Raw genomic sequence first — 16,243 nt, 5'->3', positions numbered from 1 at the left:
AGCGGACGGCCGCGCCGTGGCCCAGCGTCACGGGGTGACCAGCGCCGCCCGGGACCGGTCGGCGGCGATCCGTACGGCCAGACCGGCCAGCACGGTGCCCATCACCCAGCGCTGCACCCGCAGCCACAACGGCCGCCGGGCGAAGAACGCCGCGATGCCGCCGGCGGTGAGCACGATCAGCGCGTTGACGGTCAGCGCGATCACGATCTGGGTGAGCCCGAGCAGCAGGCTCTGCGCGGCGACGTGGCCGCGCGCCGGGTCGATGAACTGCGGCAGCAGCGACACGTACAGGATCGCGATCTTCGGGTTGAGCAGGTTGGTGACCAGACCCATGGTGAACAGCCGCCGCGGCCGGTCCGGCGGCAGCGGCGCCGGCGCGAACGCCGACCGGCCGCCGGGGCGCAGCGTCCGCCAGGCCAGCCACAGCAGGTACGCCGCGCCGGCCAGCTTCACCGCCGTGTACAGCGGCGGCACCAGGGCGAACACGGTGGCGATCCCGGCCACCGCGGCGGCGAGGTAGACGAGGAAGCCGACCGCCACACCGAGCAGCGAGATCAGCCCCGCCCGCCGGCCCTGGGTGACCGACCTGGACACCAGGTAGACCATGTTCGGACCGGGGGTGAGCACCAGACCCAGCGCCACCAGACCGATCCCCACCAGCGCCCCGACCGTGATCATGTAGCCTCCCACCCGTCGCTCCCTTGATCACCCTACGCGGGCCCGCCCCCGTCACACCGCCGGCCGCCGGCCCCGGCGGCCGGAGAGCTCGCCGGTCTCGTCCTCCCGCCAGGTGCGCAGCAGCAGGCTCACCCACGTCCGGTAGGGCCGCCACCCGTCGGTGATCCGGGTCAGCGTGTCGTCGTCGACCTCCTCGTCGAGGCGGTACGCGTCCCGGACGGCCTGGCGCAGCCGCTGCTCGTGCCGGGGCGCCACGTCCGGGGCGCCGGCGCCGCGCAGCAGGATCAGCTCGGCGGAGAACGGGCCGATCCCCGGCAGCGTCGACAGCTCGCGCAGCGCCTCGGACGCGGGCAGCGCCCGCAGCCGGGCCCCGTCGAGCCGACCGTCCAGCGCCGCCGCGGCCAGCCCGCACAGCCACTCCGGTTTGCGGCCGGCCAGCCCGCCCATCGTGATCAGGGTGTCGACGCCGCGCAACAGGTCGGCCGGGCCGGGAAAGGCGATGACCGGGCCGTCCGGCAACTCCACCGGGGTGCCGAGCCGCTCGGCGAGCCGGGCCTTGACGGTGGCGGCCTGGGTGATCCGGATCCGGTGGCTGATGACCGCCCAGCAGGCCGCCTCGTACGGCGACCAGAAGGTCACCGGACGCAGGCCGGGATAGCGGCCCTGCAGCCCACCGACGACCGGATCCCGCTCACCCACCTCGGCGAAGCCGGAACCGTCGACGTCGAGGGAGAGGATTCGGCGCAGCTGCGCCCGCACGGCGTCCCGGTCGGGTGGGTCGCCGGGGGAGTGGACCTGCGGGTGCACCACCCCGTCGGCGTCCTGGCGCACCCGCAGCCCCACCGGTGTCCACCGGCCGTCGAGCGGGAACGCCAACCGCAGCACGGCCGGCCCACCGCCGGCGTACCGTGCCGGGGTGAAGCCCTCCAGGAAGCGGACGCTCGCCGCCAGCGAGAACGGCCCGCGCGGGGTCAGCGTGAAACTCATCGGTGTCGAGGTCATCGCCGAAGGTCTACCACCAGCGACCGACATCCCGGCGCGGACGGGTCTCGCCAGGGCCGGGACGGCGGGCGACACTACCGGGATGTCGATCGAGTTGCGCGCCGCGCCCACGCCCACCGCGCCCGGTCTGCTGCTGCGCCCGTGGCGGGACGACGACGTGGCCGCGCTGCTGGCGGCGTACCGGGACCCGGTGCTGCGCAGCTGGACCCGGTACCCGGTCAGCACCACCGCCGACGCCCGCGCGTTCCTGCGGCGCAGCCGGCAGGGTTGGGCGGCCGGCCGCCGGTTCAGCTTCGCGGTGCTCGAGTCGTCGCCGGACGGGCAGCGGCTGGTGGCCAACGTGATCCTCAAGGACGTCACCCCCGGGCGCCCGTACGCGGAGGTGGGTTACTGGACGGCGGCCCCAGCCCGCGGGCGGGGCGTGGCGCCGCGCGCGGTCACCGCCGTCAGCGACTGGGCCTTCGCCCGCTTCGCGGCCGGCGGGCTGACCCGGCTGGAGCTGCTGCACCAGGTGGACAACCCCGCCTCCTGCCGGGTGGCGGAGAAGAGCGGGTACGTCTTCCAGGAGGTGCTGCCGGCCCGGCCACCGTTCCCCCGCGACGGGCACCGGCACGTGCGCTGGCGGTTCTAGCCGCGCCCGACTGGCACACCCTCCGGTCGTCTCCTCCGCATTCGACCAGATTGACCATGCCGGGCCACGCAGCGTGACGACCGCCGCTACCGTTGGTCGCCATCCTCGCATCGGCCTGAAGACCCCGGTCGTGTCCTGGGGCATCATGATCAGTGAAGCGGAGAACTACATCCGGGTCTCACTCTTCCTGCTCTTCTTCCCCGCCGCGTTCCTCGTCACCGCCGTGCTGAGCTTCGTCATGCTCGGCGAAGCGGTCCGCGAGGCCCTCGACCCGAAACTCCGCTGAGCCGGCCGACGACCCGGGCGATCCGCCACGCTGCCCTCACTCCTCGCCGACGGTCTCCGTCTCGTCGTCGTGCATGAACTGGACGGCGAGGTGCTCGTCCGGCTGCGGCGCCTGCTCCAGGTGGTGGTGGGGATCCCCGTCGGTGGAGAAGAGCACGTCGTCGGTCTTGGGGGTCTTCTCGCGGTTCTCGTCCGGATCTGTCACGTCCACTCCTCCCGGATGCCGCACCGACCGTGAACGGTCCTGCCTGCTCAGGTCAGCCTTCTGTCACCCACCCTAGGCGGGTCGGGCGGCCGTGGCAGGGGTTCGGCGAGGCGTCACCGGCCGGCGAGCAGGAGCACCGCCGCGACGACCAGCCCGGCCTCGACGAGGACGACGAAGACCCGGTCGCTGATCCGGCCGACGACCCGGCGGCCCACCCACGCGCCGGCGAGGGTGGCCGGCGTGAGCGCCGCGCCGAGCAGCAGAACGTCCCGCCCGATCAGGCCGGCGGCGGCGTACCCGACGGTCTTGGACAGGTGCAGGGTGAGCGCGGCGGCGGCCTCGGTGCCCACGTACGCGGCGCGGGTGAGGCCGTAGGCCAGGAAGAACGGGGCGGTCAGCGGGCCGACGGACCCCAGCAGCGCCGACCCGAGACCGGACGCCGCGCCGACGGCCACGAAGGTGCGCTCGGTGGGCCGGGACGGCCGCGCGCCGATGCGGCGCCACGCCACCACGGCGAGGAGGAACACCCCGAGCAGCCGTTTCAGGGCGGCCAGCGGGGCGTGGGCGAGCAGCAGCGCGCCGGTCACCGCGAGGGGCACCGCCCCGGCGGCGAACCGGCCGGCGAGGCGCCAGTGCAGCTCCGGGCGGTTCAGCCAGACCCGGGCGGCGTTGCTGGAGAGCTGGGTGAGGGTGAGCACCGGCACCGCGACCCGCAGCCCGAACAGCGCGGTGAAGACCGGCAGCAGCAGCACACCGCCGCCGAAGCCGGTGACCGCCGACAGCAGGGCCAGCAGGAACGCCGCCGCCGAGGCGGTCAGCAGCGTGCCCACCACCGGGGTCAGCGGTCGACCGGCGCGGCGCCCGCCGGCCCCCGCCCCGGCCCGTCGGGCGGTCCGTCGGTCTCTCCGCTCGGCGGTTCGTCGGGCGGTCCGACGGCCGGATCGGGGGCGGCCGGGCCGAGCAGGCGCAGCAGCAGGCGCGGCTCACCCGGCCAGGCGTCGAGCAGCACCTGCCGGGGCACCTGCCGGCCGGCGTAGCGCAGGGCGAGGGCGACCACGACGATGTCGTCGAGCGGGCCGATGACCGGCAGGAACTCGGGGATCAGGTCGATCGGGCTGGCCAGCCAGAGACCCGCGACGACGATGGCGATCTTGGCGCGGCGAGGCACCCGCGGGTCCCGGCGTAGCCGGCGCACCGTGGTCAGGCAGTCGGGGATGAAGGCGGCCAGGTCGCGCAGGATGCCCGGCGGGAGGCGTCGGGCGAGCAGCACCAGCAGGGCCCAGCTGGCGAGCAGACAGGCCACCGCCACGCCGAGCCCGATCAGCCAGTCGCGCACGAGGGGTCCTTTCGCCGGGTACGGGCCACGAGGAATGTACGCCGGGTCACGCCCACCCGCGCGGCACGCCGTACGGCGGGGAATGCCGCGCCGATCACACGCGCTGAATCCCGTCACGGACAGCGGATACCTTGGGTGCGGGAGGTGGCGGCGGTGACGATTGGCTGGGAGGCGGCGGTCGAGGCGCAGATCCGCGCGGCCCAGGAGCGCGGCGAGTTCGACAACCTGCCAGGGGCGGGCAAACCGATCCCCGGCCGGGGCCTGCCGTACGACGAGTCGTGGTGGATCAAGAGCTTCCTGGAGCGTGAGGCGCTCCCCAGCGACCTGCTGCTGCCGACCCCGTTGCAGCTGCGCCGCCGCGTCGAGCAGCTCCCCGACGAGGTGCGGGACCTGCCCACGGAGGAGTCGGTGCGCGCGTTCGTCGCGGACCTGAACGCGCAGATCGTGGCGTGGCTGCGTACGCCCACCGGCCCGCGGGTGGTGGTGCGCCCGGTCAACGCCGACGACACCGTACGCCGGTGGCGGGCCGACCGGGAGCGGACGGCGACCGAGCGGGCCGCGGAGGTGGCGGCTGCGCCGCCGGCCGCCGCGCCGACCACCCGGCGGCGTTGGCGTTTCCCTTGGCGGCGGCGCGGCTGAACCCCCGGCCCCGACCTGGGGGTGTCCCCGGATCGCTCAGGACACGGCCGCTCGCCAGCTCCACGCCGTGCGGCGGGGACGATCGCCGAGTGCGGCCCGACAGGTCAGCCAGAGCAGGACCTCCGCCGGCTGCCCGGCCGGCGCGTCGGGGAACAGCCGGCCCACCACCTTGGCGCTCAGGTCGGCGGGCAACCGCCAGTCGGCGCCCAGGCCGCGGGTGACGTCGTGGGTGTGCAGCAGGATCTCGGCGACGCCCATCGCGGCGAAGCCGGCCGGGTCGGTCGGCCCCCAGTGCCAGGCCCGTAACGTCGGCTCGGCGCCGTCGACGGCGCCGGCCAGCAGTTGCGCGCACGCGTGCACGACCCGCAGCACCTCCGCGGGCGCCGCGTCGGAGCGCACCCGCAGGTCGTACGGCAGGTAGCCGTCGGTGGGCTGCCCGGCAACCTGGCCGGCGTAGGCGAGCAGGTCGTGCGCCACGTGCGCGGCGGTGATCCAGCAGGACCACTCCAGGTCGCCCGCGGGGACGGACCAATCGTGCCCGGTCAGCGGAGCCAGAACCTCGGCCATCGCCGTCGCCGCGGCCCGGACGTCCGCTCCGGTCGCTGTGGTCATGCCGTCGACTCTGCCGCCAGCCGTGCGCGTCCGCCACCCGGCGGCCCGCACGCGAGCGCGAGGGCGTGAATCACTACGACCTGGGGTGCTGGTAAGAACGGCGACACTAGGCGCCAATTAGTGGATCTTCGCCGTACCGACCCGCCCAGCGCCGACAAGGGCGCCACGGTGCGTACCGCAGTCGCAACCGTACGGGCCCGTTTGGAGTCGTGATCACGTGGCTGGGAAAGGATTGGACGGGATGATGCTCGGGCTTGTAGCTTGCAGTTGACCGTGACACCGCCCGAGGAGGTGAGACCCATGAACGCTGTATCGATGTGGGTGCTCCCCCTTCCCGTCACGGTCGGGCGATTGACGTAGGTGTCGCCGGGAGCGCCTCGCCAACAAGGCACTCCCGAAAGGCAACACCTATGCACTCTCTGCAGTTCACCGCCGAGCCGTCGTCGAACGATACGGTCGAGCGCGACTTCACCGCGGGCGACGTCCCCGGACTCCCATCGCCGGCCTCCGGCGCCGATCGCGCGCCCCTCATGTTCGACGTGATCATTGCCGGGTGCGGGCCGGCTGGTGCGATGCTGGCCGCCGAACTGCGGCTGCACGATGTGCGGGTACTCGTCCTGGAGAAGGAAACCGAGCCCGTGTCGTTCGTCCGCATAGTCGGTCTGCATATTCGCAGTATCGAGCTGATGGCAATGCGCGGACTGCTGGATCGCATTCTCCAGCATGGAAGACAGCGTCCGGCCGGCGGTTTCTTCGCCGCCATCCCCAAACCCGCGCCCGAGGGCCTGGATTCCGCGTACGCCTATCTGCTGGGTATCCCGCAGCCGGTCATCGTTCACCTGCTCGAAGAACATGCGATCGAACTGGGTGCGCAGGTCCGGCGCGGTTGCGCGGTCGCCGGTTTCGAGCAGGACGACGAGGGTGTGACCGTCGAGCTGGCCGACGGGGAACAGCTGCGATCGCGCTACTTCGTCGGCTGTGACGGCGGGCGCAGTACGGTGCGTAAACTGCTCGGTGTCGGCTTCCCCGGCGAGCCCTCACGGACCGACACCCTGATGGGCGAGATGGAAGTGGGCGTGCCGCAGGAGGAGATCGCCGCCAAGGTGACCGGAATCCGCGAGACCCATCAGCGATTCTGGCTCCGGCCCTTCGGCGAAGGGGTCTATAGCGTCGTAGTCCCCGCCGCGGGAGTCAGCGACCGCGCGGAACCGCCCACCCTCGAGGATTTCAAACAACAGTTGCGCACCATCGCCGGAACCGATTTCGGCGTGCACTCCCCGCGCTGGCTGTCCCGCTTCGGGGATGCCACCCGGCTAGCCGAACGTTATCGGGTCGGGCGGGTGCTGCTGGCCGGCGATGCGGCACACATCCATCCACCCACCGGCGGACAGGGCCTCAACCTGGGCGTTCAGGACGCATTCAACCTCGGCTGGAAACTGGCCGCACAGATCCGCGGCTGGGCGCCGGAAACACTGCTGGACACCTACCAGGCCGAGCGTCATCCGGTCGCCGAGGACGTGCTGGACAACACCCGCGCCCAGATGGAACTGTCGTCCACCGAACCGGGCCCGCAGGCCGTGCGCAGGCTGCTCACCGAACTGATGGACTTCGACGAGGTGAACCGCTATCTGATCGAGAAGATCACCGCGATCGGCATCCGCTACGACTTCGGCGAAGGCCCCGACCTGCTCGGCCGCCGCCTGCGCGACATCGACGTGAAACAGGGCCACCTCTACGGTCTGCTGCATCGCGGCCGCGGCCTGCTGCTGGACCGCACCGAACGCCTGACCGTCGGCGGCTGGTCAGACCGGGTCGATTACCTCGCGGATCCCACTGCGGTACTGGATGTTCCGTGCGTCCTGCTACGCCCCGACGGCCACGTCGCCTGGATCGGCGACGATCAGCAGGACCTGGACGACCACCTCTCCCGCTGGTTCGGCAAGCCCGCCAACTGATTTCGCCTGAGCAGCGGTCATCCCGCATATACGTGGCGAGATGGCGAGCAGATCTGCGGCGCTGTCGGCCAGGAGCTGGGATGGTCGTCGACGGCGGCCGCGACCGGTAACCGTTCGGTCCTGCCCGCGCCCAGGTGGTCAGAGCAGCGGCTCCAGGTCGTCGTCTTCGTCGTCGTCCGGCTCCTCGGCATTGAGGGCCAGGGCCTCGCGCAGCCAGCCCAGTTCGTCGGGGTAGAGCGCCACGTGGTCCACCGGCGGATGGCCGCGTCGTCGTCGAGGTCGTCGTCGCCTTCATAGGTGCCGGGCAGTTTGACGGCGATCCGGACGTCGTCGCCGAGCAGCTGCGCGGCCGCGCGCAGCCGCACCACGGTGGGGTCGGTGGTGAGGCTGTGCTGCGGGTCGAGGTCGTCGAGGTCGATGCCGTGTTCGGTGTCCCTGTCGTGCTCGGCGGCCAGCCCGGCCGTGCAGACCACGGCCAGGTGCGGGTGTTGCTGGGCTGGGGTGCGGGTGCCGTCGGCGAGGTTGGCGTAGGCGTCGAACGCGGCCTGCGGGTGCAGGGTGAGCAGTTCGCCGATCTGCCACCAGTCCAGGCCGGCGGCCAAGGCGTCGCGCATGACGCTGTGGTGCAGATGCCGGGCGCCGGCGGTGAACCGCTCGGCCAGGGTGACGGCGTTCTTGAAGTCGCCGGCGCGTAGCCGCGGCCAGGCCTTCGGTGAGGGAACTGCCGTACTGCTCACGGAACGTTTCGGTGTGCACGCCGGTGCGGGTGGGGGTCATCGTGGCTGTCCCTCGCTGCTCGGGGGGGGTTGGGTGCCGGGTCATCATCGCCGCCGGCCGGATCCGCGGCGGTCGTGGCGCGCAGGGCGAGCCGGTTGGCCATGTTGAGGCGCACCTCGCCGTACGGGGAGATGTTGGTCCAGAACAGCGGGGTCAGGCCGCGCCGGTCGGCGGCCCCGAGTTCGACCAGGCCCTCGGCGAGGACATCCTGGACCATCAGGGTGTTGACGTACACCACGGCGGCCTGCAGTACCCGCAGGCACAGCACGGACAGTTCCTGCTCGTCGCGGCGCGATGCTTCGCGAGCAGGTCCCGCTCAGCAGCGACCAACGTCCAGTGCTCAACCAGGTCCCCAAGATTCAAAGAGGAACGATTCACAGCGGCAGATCATCCCGGCGACGCACCCCGGCAGAAGATCCAAAACCTAGATCAACTTTTTGGCGCCGGGTGTCTCCGTCCTTACCAACACCCCGACCTGCGTCACGCCCAACCGTGCCCGCTCGGCCATTGACGGATTACCGGTAACAGCAATCCGTCAAATCAAGCGGACAAAGCGGTCATAAGGCGGCTACATCATAATGACAGTTCTTGTGCATAAGGACTCACGCTGGTGTCATCGCCATCCCGCCGGTCAGGAGCTTCCAGCTGTCGTCCGCCAGTTGACCTGAGGCACTGCCAAGTGAGCTGAGGTATCCCGGCTTCTCTGCCAAGAAGGTTGAGGCACCCGAGGCGTCTCGGCGTGGGTCGACGAGTGTGGGGTCTTCGCGTCCTTGGGGGACCTGCAGCCTGCATGCCGGCGGCGGGCGGCCCGTCGACGGCGACTCGCAGTGGGTGCGCGGTCGTGACGGACTCGATCGCCTCGGCCAGCCGGTCAAGGAGTTGCCGCGGCTGCCTTTAACAGCTGCCGGACGCGCAGCACGCAGGTCAGCATCGGGAGGGTGAACTCGCCGTCCGCAGTCTCCGGTCTGCTCGCAAGGAAAGCGCGAGCCTGGCCTCTCGCTCCTGTTCCGGCATTCTTTGGCAGACGACACCAGCGGGGGACGTGAGAGCAGCGCGGCCTGCAACGGGTGGTGACCCGTCCCGCGTGTTATGTCCTGTTCATGCCTATCAGTCACCTGTGTCGGTTATGCTGCCGAGCATGACGACAGTGATTCCGGTGGCGCCTGCTGCGCCACCCTGACGGCCAGGCCGCGCCCGACGCTCAACCCGACGTCCGAGCAGGGCATCGGGCCGGCGAGGACGCCGAGCTGTGCCGCGCGTCCGGTCAGTGTCCGAGGCGGCAGTGGGGGACCGCTGCGGACATTGTTCTGCCCGGCCGTCTGCTGTTTCCGGCCAGCGCCACGTCGACGAAGGCTCCGACCCCGACCTGCGCGGCGTCCGCCAGGTGGGCGATCAGCAGCAGTCGACACCGGGTGTGCTCCGGCTCGCCGGGCACGTCGGCGGCCGGTGGTCGATCGCCACCAGGAATGACCGCGGCCAGCAGCGCGCGGTCCACCTCGGGTAGCCAGGCCGCGGAGCGGTCGACCTGCGCCGCCAGCAGTGGCCAGGGGTCCCGTCCCTCCGGGTCGAGTTCCTCGGCCAGCAGCGCGGCGGTGTCCCTGAGGACCTGGCGCGCCCACGGTTGGGGCAGCCGCGACAGGCGGCCGATCGCGTTCTCGAAACCGGCGCGATCAGCCTGGTCGGCCGCGCGGACCCCGGCCACCACGGCGTTCCACAGTTCCTGCTCCGCCGGTGTTGGCGGGTTCCACATCACCAGTTCCTCTCGGTCGGTTGGCTGATCAGGCCGGGCGGCCGAGGCCCTTGGCGGCACCTCGACGTCGCGGTCGCGTCGCTCTCTCCTGCCAGGGGGTGGCCGGCACGGGCCCGTAGGAGGGCGAGACCCGTGCCGGCCGCGGTGATCACCCCAATCACCGTTTCCCGCCGGCGGCGGCTCAGCCGGATCGTGTGGTTCTCCGGCCGGGCCGCGGCGGCGTGCTACCGCACCGGACCATGCCCGCAGCTGCCGTCCCCGCGGCCATGGCCAGCAGGCTGGCGGCGCCGGTGCTGATCGAGCGTGTCCGGACGAGCGCCGGATAATCCCTGTCGTGGGGCGCTCGCTGCCGTGAGTCAAGTATAGGACAAAATGAACATGTTGTGACGTGTTCAGGCCGTTTCACGAATGTTTCGCCCTTTTTTGGTCAGCGCATGGCCGTCACCTCCTGCTGCCGTCTGTCGGACTGGGCGCCGACGGCCGGACGACCTGCCGCCCGGGGTGCCCGGCCCCGGCTGATCGCTCCCGTCGGGCGGCGCCCGGGCAGGAGGCGGGGCGGGCGCCGGGCGCTGAGGTCCTCGACCCAGCCGAGCGCCAGCACCAGGCCGGTGAGGATCATCAGCGCCACCACCAGGTAGCCCAGCTGGCCGACTCGCCAGAACCCGATCAGGTCACCCGCGGCGAAGCAGACCGTGATGGCGGCGTTGTGCCAGAGGTAGATGGTCAGGGCGCGGCTGTTCAACACGGTCACCAGCCGGTCGAGCGGCCGGATCCGGGCCAGCCAGGTCATCGGCGGGTCGGCCCGCACCAGCAGCAGCACGAATCCGAGCGACCAGAACGCCTGCGCCACCGGTACGTCGTTGAGGTCGAGCCCCGCCTCCGGGTGGGTGGCGAGCCAGCCGACCGCGAGCCCCAGGCACAGGGCCACCAGGGCCAGCAGGTACGGCAGCGAGAGCCGCCGCAACCGGCCGTCACGGTGCGCGAAGCCCACGAGCCAGCAGGCGCCGAACGTGACAAGGTCGGTCAGCACCGATTCCGCCGGCCCGCTCGCCGACGGCGCCGCGGTCTGCAGCAGCACCACGCCGGCCAGCGGAGCGAGCACGGACCCCACCGGCCAGCGCCGGTACAGCGCCAGCATCGCGGGGGAGAGCAGCACTAGCCACAGGTACGTCACGAGGTACCACAACACGCCCGTGACGTCCGCCGCCCACTGGCTGCCCGGCGGCTGCACCAGCGGGATCAGCCAGCTCAGCAGCGCCGGCCAGGCCGGCCGGCTGGTCCAGCCGTGCCAGATCATCAGGGGCATCAGCACGAGGCCCAGGGCCCACAGCCCCGGCAGCAGGCGCCGGAACCGACTGCTGATCGCCCGCTTCGGCGAGCGGTCGAGCGAAGCGGCCATCAGGGAACCGCCCAGCGCGAACATCACGCCCATGGCGGGGAAGGCGAAGCTCAGCCAGGCGGCACCGAACATGTGGTAGGCGAAGACCCGGCCCAGCGCCAGCGCCCGCAGGGTGTCGAACCAGCGGTTCCGCCCCCCGCGTCCGCCCGTCGCGACGTCCCTCGGTTGTGGTGCGGCGAGGAGGTGGTCGTCCGCCACGTCGCCGGCCCGCTTGAGTTTGCGCCAGCCCAGCCGGGTTCCGGTCAGCGCGGTCACCACCGACCGGGCCAGGACCAGGTACATCAGCTGGCGGTAGGCGAACTGCTGGATCGGCAGGGCCAGCAGTGGGCGCAGCGGTTCCCGGTCGAGCCGGAAGGCCACCGCGGCGGTCAGCGTCTGCACGACCAGCATCGCCGCCCACGCGACGGCGGTCTTCTTCATGTCCAGGAAGAAGAGGCCATAGACGGCGAGCAGGTCCAGCACCGGACCGAGCAGGGGCAGCGCCACACCGAACAGGGCGAGCATGGGCAGGCCGAAGCGGCCGAACCGGCCCGAGGCGCCCCGGTCGAGCATCGCGCCCCGGTGCTTCCACATCGCCTGCATGGTGCCGTAGCTCCACCGGTAGCGCTGCCGGCACAGGTCGCTCACCGACGCGGGCGCCTCCGTCCAGGCGCAGGCGCGGTCCTGGTACACCACCCGCCATCCGGCGCGGAGGATCGCCATGGTGATGTCGGTGTCCTCGGCCAGGGTGTCGCCGCTCATCCCGCCGGCGCTGATCAGGGCGCGGCGGCGGAAGGCCCCGATCGCTCCCGGCACGGTCGGCATGCAGCCCAGCACGTCGTACAACCGGCGGTCCAGGTTGAAGCCGATGACGTATTCGATGTGCTGCCACCGGCCGAGCAGCCGCCGCCGGTTGGCCACCTTGACGTTGCCCGCCACCGCGCCGATCCGCGGGTCGGTGAACGGCTCGATCAGCCGCCGGACCGCGTCCGGCTCGAAGACGGTGTCCGCGTCGACGGTCACGATGATGTCGTGCGAGGCGTACAGGAACCCGGTGTTCAGGGCGCTCGCCTTGCCGCCGTTGAGCTTGCGGATCACGCGGACGCCGTCGAGGCCGAGCGCGTCGACGAGGTCGGCGGTGCCGTCGGTCGAACCGTCGTCGGCCACGATCACCTCGAGGTCCCGGTGGTCGCTGGCGACCAGGGAACGGACCGTGGCGACGATGCCCGCCCGTTCGTTGTACGCGGGCACCACCACCGACACCGGCGCGCTGACCACCCCCCAGGGCCAGCGGTGCACCCGCCTGCGGCGGGCGAGCCGCCGGGCGAGCAGGAGCAGCAGCAGCGTCCGGGCCAGGACGAGGATCCCGACCGCCACGAAGAGCAGGGCGAGGCCACGCAGGATCAGGTCGGCCAGCCGGATCGCCCAGATGACGGGGGCCGCCTGCCAGCGGTCCGCGGTCGAAGAGGGGGCGTTGCCGACCAGGGCGGCGGTACTCTGCTGCGCCCGGTCGATCCCGTCGCTCACCGTGGTGAAGGTGTAGCCGCGCGCCCGCATGAGCGGGATGAACCGGTCCAGCGCCGCGATGGTCTGCGACCGGTCTCCACCGGCGTCGTGCAGCAGCACCACGGCGCCCGCTCCGTCCGCCGGGGTCATGTTGCGCACGATCGCGTCCACACCGGGTCGGGCCCAGTCCTCGCTGTCGAGGTCGTTCACCACGGTCAGGTAGCCGAGCCGGGCGGCCTCCCGGATCACCGGCCAGTTCGCGTCGTCGACGGCGCTGGGCACGGACGAGTAGGGGAACCGCAGCAGGCTGGTCCGGACGCCGGCCGCGTCCACGATCGCCATCTGGGTCTGCGCGTACTCCAACCGCTGCCGCCACGGGGGCAGCAGGCTCACGTCCGGGTGGGTGAAGGTGTGCACGCCCAGTTCGTTCCCCTCGGCGACGGCCCGTCGGGCCAGGTCCCGGTGCCGGGCCACCTGTGAACCGATCACGAAGAACGTGGCCGGGGCCCGGTGCCGGCGCAGGACGTCGAGCACTCGGGGGGTCCAGACCGGGTCCGGCCCGTCGTCGAAGGTCAGGGCGATGGTCTTCGCGGGCAGCCGGTAGGAGTGGGGTTGGTCGCCCCGGGCGTCGAGCACCGGCCCGCCGTCGAGCACGGCGGTCGGGACGCTGAACTGATCCTCGGCCTCGCGTACGTGGTCCGGTCTGAACCGGGCGTTCGCGTACGCCTCCACCAGCAGCACGCACACGACCGCGGTCACCAGGGACGCGCAGACGAACCGCCCGGTCCGGAGACCGAGGAGGCCGGACCGGTGCTCGCCGGTGCGGTCGGGGGCGTGCCGGTGACGCCGGCGGTTGGTCAGGATCATCCGGTCGTCCCGGGTCCGAGGTCAGGGGTGGTCGGTGGGGTCGCGGTGGGCATCGGTCCGTCGCCGGTTCCGGCCGGCGAGGACGGGGTCGGTGAGGCGGTGGCAGGCGGCGTCGAGGCCTCGGGCGGCGGGGCCGGCCGAGCGGTCCGGATCGGTGGTGCGGTGGACGGTCGGCTGCCGGGCGAGCGGCCGTACGCGGGAACGGGCGGGTGGATCGGCGGCGCGGTCGTGGCCGGCGCACCACTCCGGAGCGGTTCCGGGGCGGCCGGGAACTGCGGGGTGTCCACGGTGTCCTGCGGTTCCGGGACGACGCGCGGAGACGGACCGTCGAGCGGCGACGGTGCCGTGACCGGTTGGTCTCCGGTCCCGTCGCCCGGGGCGCCGCCGACGGAGAGCGGACGGGGTTGCTTCGGCGCGGACGGGCCGGGGAGCAGGGCGCCCGCGGCCATGGGGAGGTAGCTCAGCGAGGCGACTGCGACCAGCATGCCCGCGCGTCGGATCCGCCGGCGACGGTTGCCGGTGACGTCGACGAACACCGGTTGACCGGGTCGGGACAGGACGATCGGCGGTGTGCGCTGTGGGCGGTCGGGCAACCTATCGAACGACATGTCAAGAGCCACCGGTCGAGGTTATGAGGAGCTTGTCCGGGTATGTCCTGATCCCAGACACAGGTGCTCCGCGAATGTTTCACCATTCGCATATCCGGAAAGATACCCCAGAGAGCACCAGACAGGACGACAAGGCGTTGAGTAATGAAACAGGATGAAGAGCGACAAGGGTTCGCCACGTCGGGATCTCAGGCGGATACCGACAGGCCGCGGCCGTGCGTCGCTCTCGCGGTGACGATCTCGGCGGCCCGATGTTCCCGCCAGCGCCGCTGGGCCTCCCGGTTGCACAGCCGGCACACCCGGCGGTAGCGCCCCGTCGCCTCGTCGATCTCCCGCTCGTGACCGTTGCGGCACCGCGGTTCCTGCCGCCGGCCCCGGCAGCTCTCCGCCCGGGTGGCCTGACGCAGGTGGGTGGGCTCGATGCAGTCCAGGCTGGCGCAGCGGTGGTCGACGTCCAGCGCCGGGTCGTAGCCGCCGACGAAGACCACGTACGCGGCGATGTGCGCCCACGCCCGGCCGGCGACCTTCTGGTGGACACCGCGGCGGGCGCCGTACCCGCGCACGATCAGGCAGCCGTCGTCGCGGCGTACCGAGCGGTCGACCAGGTGGGAGCGCAGGCTCTCCTCGGTGAAATGCCGGGACAGGCCGGGCACCCTCGACAGCATCGCGTCACTGTACGCGGCCTGCCGTCCGCCGCCCGGGTTCAGCCGCCCGCGGGGAGCCGCAGAGCGGGACCGGTCGAGTCGCGTACGACCAGGGTGTGGCCGGTGGGGCGACGGCGGGGGCGCACCGAGCGGGGTTTGAGGGCGAGGGTGAGCGCCATCCGGCCCATGTCGGTCATCGGCAGTCGTACGGTCGTCAGGCTCGGCGCGAGGTCGGCGGCCACGGACACGTCGTCGAAGCCGACGACGGAGATCCGGTCGGGCACGGGGATGCGGTGGGCTCGCAGCGTCGACAGCACCCCGATGGCCATCGCGTCGTTGAGCGCGATGATCGCGGTGGTCTCGGGGTGGTCGCGCAGGATCTGCTCGGCGGCCACCCGGCCGCCGTCGCGGGTGAAATCGCAGTGGACGACGGGGAGGCCGTCGAGGGAGAGGTCGCGCTGTCGCAGCGCGGCGGACACCCCGGCGAGCCGGTCGGCCACTGTGGTGAGTCCCGCGGTGCCCGCGGCGACCGCGATCCGCCGGTGGCCGAGCTCCAGCAGATGCGTGGCGAGCGCGCGTCCGCCGGCCTCGTTGTCCGGCATCACCGCGTCGACCCCGAGCGAGTGCCGTCCGATGACGGCGACCCGCCCCCCGAGCTTCTGGAAGGCCGACAGTTCGGTCCGCGCCTCGGCCTCGATGCGCGGGTCGTCGTAGCCGGAGCCGGCGATCAGGATGATCCCCACCCGCTGCGCGATGAGGTGCCGGAGCTGGCGGAGCTCGTAGTCGGGGTCGCGGCCGGAGTGCGAGATCTGGACGAGCAGGCCCTCCTCGGCGGCGACCTCGATGACGCCGCTGGCGATCTCCGAGAAGTACGGGTCGTCGACCTGGTGGACGATAAGGCCCACCGTGGAGCTGGCGCCGCCCGCGAGGGTGCGGGCGTAGGGGTTGGCGACGTATCCGAGTTCCCGGGAGATCTGCCGGACGCGGCGGGCGACCTCTTCGCTGACACCGTCGCGGCCGGACAGGGCTCGGGAGGCGGTGGCCAGCGACACGCCGGCACGCTCGGCCACGTCGATGAGGCGCAGCCGGGGACCGGGCTTGGGCATCCGCAACTCCCTAGGGGACATCGATCCGCACCGCGCTCTTGCCTGTGGCGCAAGGCACAGCATAGGCTACGAAAGCGCTTACGTAAGCGCTTACGTACTCGTGGTGAAGCAGCTGCTCGGCCGGCACTCGCCGACCTGACCTCGGCCGTCCGCCGGTGTGGACAGCCATCCGTCCTGTCCAGACGTGATCCCAACTCCAGCGGCACGAACCCGGTTCGCACGCCGCACGCCAGCGCTTCCGAAAGTGCCCGCCACCGCGCACCG

The 16,243-nt window shown here is 72.1% G+C and carries 15 protein-coding genes and 2 pseudogenes; 4 read left to right on the top strand and 13 right to left on the bottom strand.

Annotated features, from left to right (window positions below):
• Nucleotides 1-27 precede the first annotated feature (27 nt).
• Complete coding sequence (locus ACFOYX_RS25665) at nucleotides 28-678, bottom strand: LysE family translocator (RefSeq protein WP_322439439.1); 651 nt, start codon at nucleotides 676-678, stop codon at nucleotides 28-30.
• A 51-nt stretch (nucleotides 679-729) separates the two neighbouring features.
• Nucleotides 730-1,665 carry a DNA-3-methyladenine glycosylase family protein gene (locus tag ACFOYX_RS25660; protein WP_377534468.1) on the bottom strand — a complete coding sequence of 312 codons (936 nt, stop codon included), beginning with the start codon at nucleotides 1,663-1,665 and terminating at the stop codon, nucleotides 730-732.
• A 97-nt stretch (nucleotides 1,666-1,762) separates the two neighbouring features.
• On the opposite strand from ACFOYX_RS25660, the gene ACFOYX_RS25655 reads away from it, so the two are divergent.
• Both ACFOYX_RS25655 and ACFOYX_RS25650 read left to right on the top strand, forming a co-directional pair.
• Complete coding sequence (locus ACFOYX_RS25655) at nucleotides 1,763-2,311, top strand: GNAT family N-acetyltransferase (RefSeq protein WP_322439356.1); 549 nt, start codon at nucleotides 1,763-1,765, stop codon at nucleotides 2,309-2,311.
• A 145-nt stretch (nucleotides 2,312-2,456) separates the two neighbouring features.
• Nucleotides 2,457-2,597 (top strand): hypothetical protein, encoded by a 141-nt coding sequence (locus ACFOYX_RS25650; protein ID WP_322439355.1) that lies wholly within the window; start codon nucleotides 2,457-2,459, stop codon nucleotides 2,595-2,597.
• Between the two features lie 36 nt (nucleotides 2,598-2,633).
• Here the strand turns inward: ACFOYX_RS25650 and ACFOYX_RS25645 are convergent, their stop codons facing one another.
• The 3 genes from ACFOYX_RS25645 to ACFOYX_RS25635 form a co-directional block, all read right to left on the bottom strand.
• A complete protein-coding gene (locus ACFOYX_RS25645) occupies nucleotides 2,634-2,801 on the bottom strand; it encodes a hypothetical protein (protein WP_201749934.1) in 168 nt (55 codons plus the stop codon).
• Nucleotides 2,802-2,914: 113 nt separating this feature from the next.
• Nucleotides 2,915-3,634: a sulfite exporter TauE/SafE family protein gene (locus tag ACFOYX_RS25640; RefSeq protein ID WP_236648447.1), complete on the bottom strand. Its 720-nt coding sequence runs from the start codon at nucleotides 3,632-3,634 to the stop codon at nucleotides 2,915-2,917.
• Between the two features lie 5 nt (nucleotides 3,635-3,639).
• Entirely contained in the window at nucleotides 3,640-4,137 is a 498-nt protein-coding gene (locus ACFOYX_RS25635; protein WP_109804853.1) for a YkvA family protein, read from the bottom strand.
• 153 nt (nucleotides 4,138-4,290) lie between these two features.
• Here ACFOYX_RS25635 and ACFOYX_RS25630 point away from each other — a divergent pair, with 153 nt between their 5' ends.
• Complete coding sequence (locus tag ACFOYX_RS25630) at nucleotides 4,291-4,776, top strand: DUF1992 domain-containing protein (RefSeq protein WP_109804857.1); 486 nt, start codon at nucleotides 4,291-4,293, stop codon at nucleotides 4,774-4,776.
• Between the two features lie 36 nt (nucleotides 4,777-4,812).
• Here ACFOYX_RS25630 and ACFOYX_RS25625 read toward each other — a convergent pair whose 3' ends face one another.
• Entirely contained in the window at nucleotides 4,813-5,388 is a 576-nt protein-coding gene (locus ACFOYX_RS25625) for a maleylpyruvate isomerase N-terminal domain-containing protein (protein WP_322439354.1), read from the bottom strand.
• Nucleotides 5,389-5,918: 530 nt separating this feature from the next.
• On the opposite strand from ACFOYX_RS25625, the gene rox reads away from it, so the two are divergent.
• Nucleotides 5,919-7,343: a rifampin monooxygenase gene (gene rox, locus ACFOYX_RS25620; protein ID WP_322439438.1), complete on the top strand. Its 1,425-nt coding sequence runs from the start codon at nucleotides 5,919-5,921 to the stop codon at nucleotides 7,341-7,343.
• Between the two features lie 17 nt (nucleotides 7,344-7,360).
• Here rox and ACFOYX_RS25615 read toward each other — a convergent pair whose 3' ends face one another.
• The 7 genes and pseudogenes from ACFOYX_RS25615 to ACFOYX_RS25585 all read right to left on the bottom strand — a co-directional run bounded on the left by ACFOYX_RS25615 (nucleotide 7,361) and on the right by ACFOYX_RS25585 (nucleotide 15,979).
• Entirely contained in the window at nucleotides 7,361-8,080 is a 720-nt protein-coding gene (locus ACFOYX_RS25615) for a hypothetical protein (protein ID WP_322439353.1), read from the bottom strand.
• Nucleotides 8,077-8,406, bottom strand: a pseudogene (locus ACFOYX_RS25610) (Tn3 family transposase); the annotation flags it as partial. The pseudogene ACFOYX_RS25610 and the gene ACFOYX_RS25615, both read right to left, overlap by 4 nt.
• 506 nt (nucleotides 8,407-8,912) lie before the next feature.
• Nucleotides 8,913-8,987, bottom strand: a pseudogene (locus ACFOYX_RS25605) (uridylate kinase); the annotation flags it as partial.
• 397 nt (nucleotides 8,988-9,384) lie between these two features.
• Nucleotides 9,385-9,870: a hypothetical protein gene (locus ACFOYX_RS25600; RefSeq protein ID WP_322439352.1), complete on the bottom strand. Its 486-nt coding sequence runs from the start codon at nucleotides 9,868-9,870 to the stop codon at nucleotides 9,385-9,387.
• Nucleotides 9,871-10,297: 427 nt separating this feature from the next.
• Complete coding sequence (locus ACFOYX_RS25595; protein ID WP_322439351.1) at nucleotides 10,298-13,621, bottom strand: glycosyltransferase; 3,324 nt, start codon at nucleotides 13,619-13,621, stop codon at nucleotides 10,298-10,300.
• A gap of 796 nt (nucleotides 13,622-14,417) precedes the next feature.
• Nucleotides 14,418-14,894, bottom strand: a complete 477-nt coding sequence (locus tag ACFOYX_RS25590; RefSeq protein WP_109805655.1) for an HNH endonuclease — start codon at nucleotides 14,892-14,894, stop codon at nucleotides 14,418-14,420.
• Nucleotides 14,895-14,932: 38 nt separating this feature from the next.
• The gene (locus ACFOYX_RS25585) at nucleotides 14,933-15,979 is read right to left on the bottom strand and encodes a LacI family DNA-binding transcriptional regulator (protein WP_109805656.1); all 1,047 of its coding nucleotides are present in this window, start codon (nucleotides 15,977-15,979) and stop codon (nucleotides 14,933-14,935) included.
• Between the last annotated feature and the right edge of the window lie 264 nt (nucleotides 15,980-16,243).

The sequence above is a fragment of the Micromonospora sp. GCM10011541 genome (genome assembly GCF_042650725.1).
In the GTDB taxonomy this organism is placed as follows: domain Bacteria; phylum Actinomycetota; class Actinomycetes; order Mycobacteriales; family Micromonosporaceae; genus Micromonospora; species Micromonospora sicca.
Note: the sequence above shows the minus strand (reverse complement) of the source record. Positions and strands in the feature narration are given on the sequence as shown.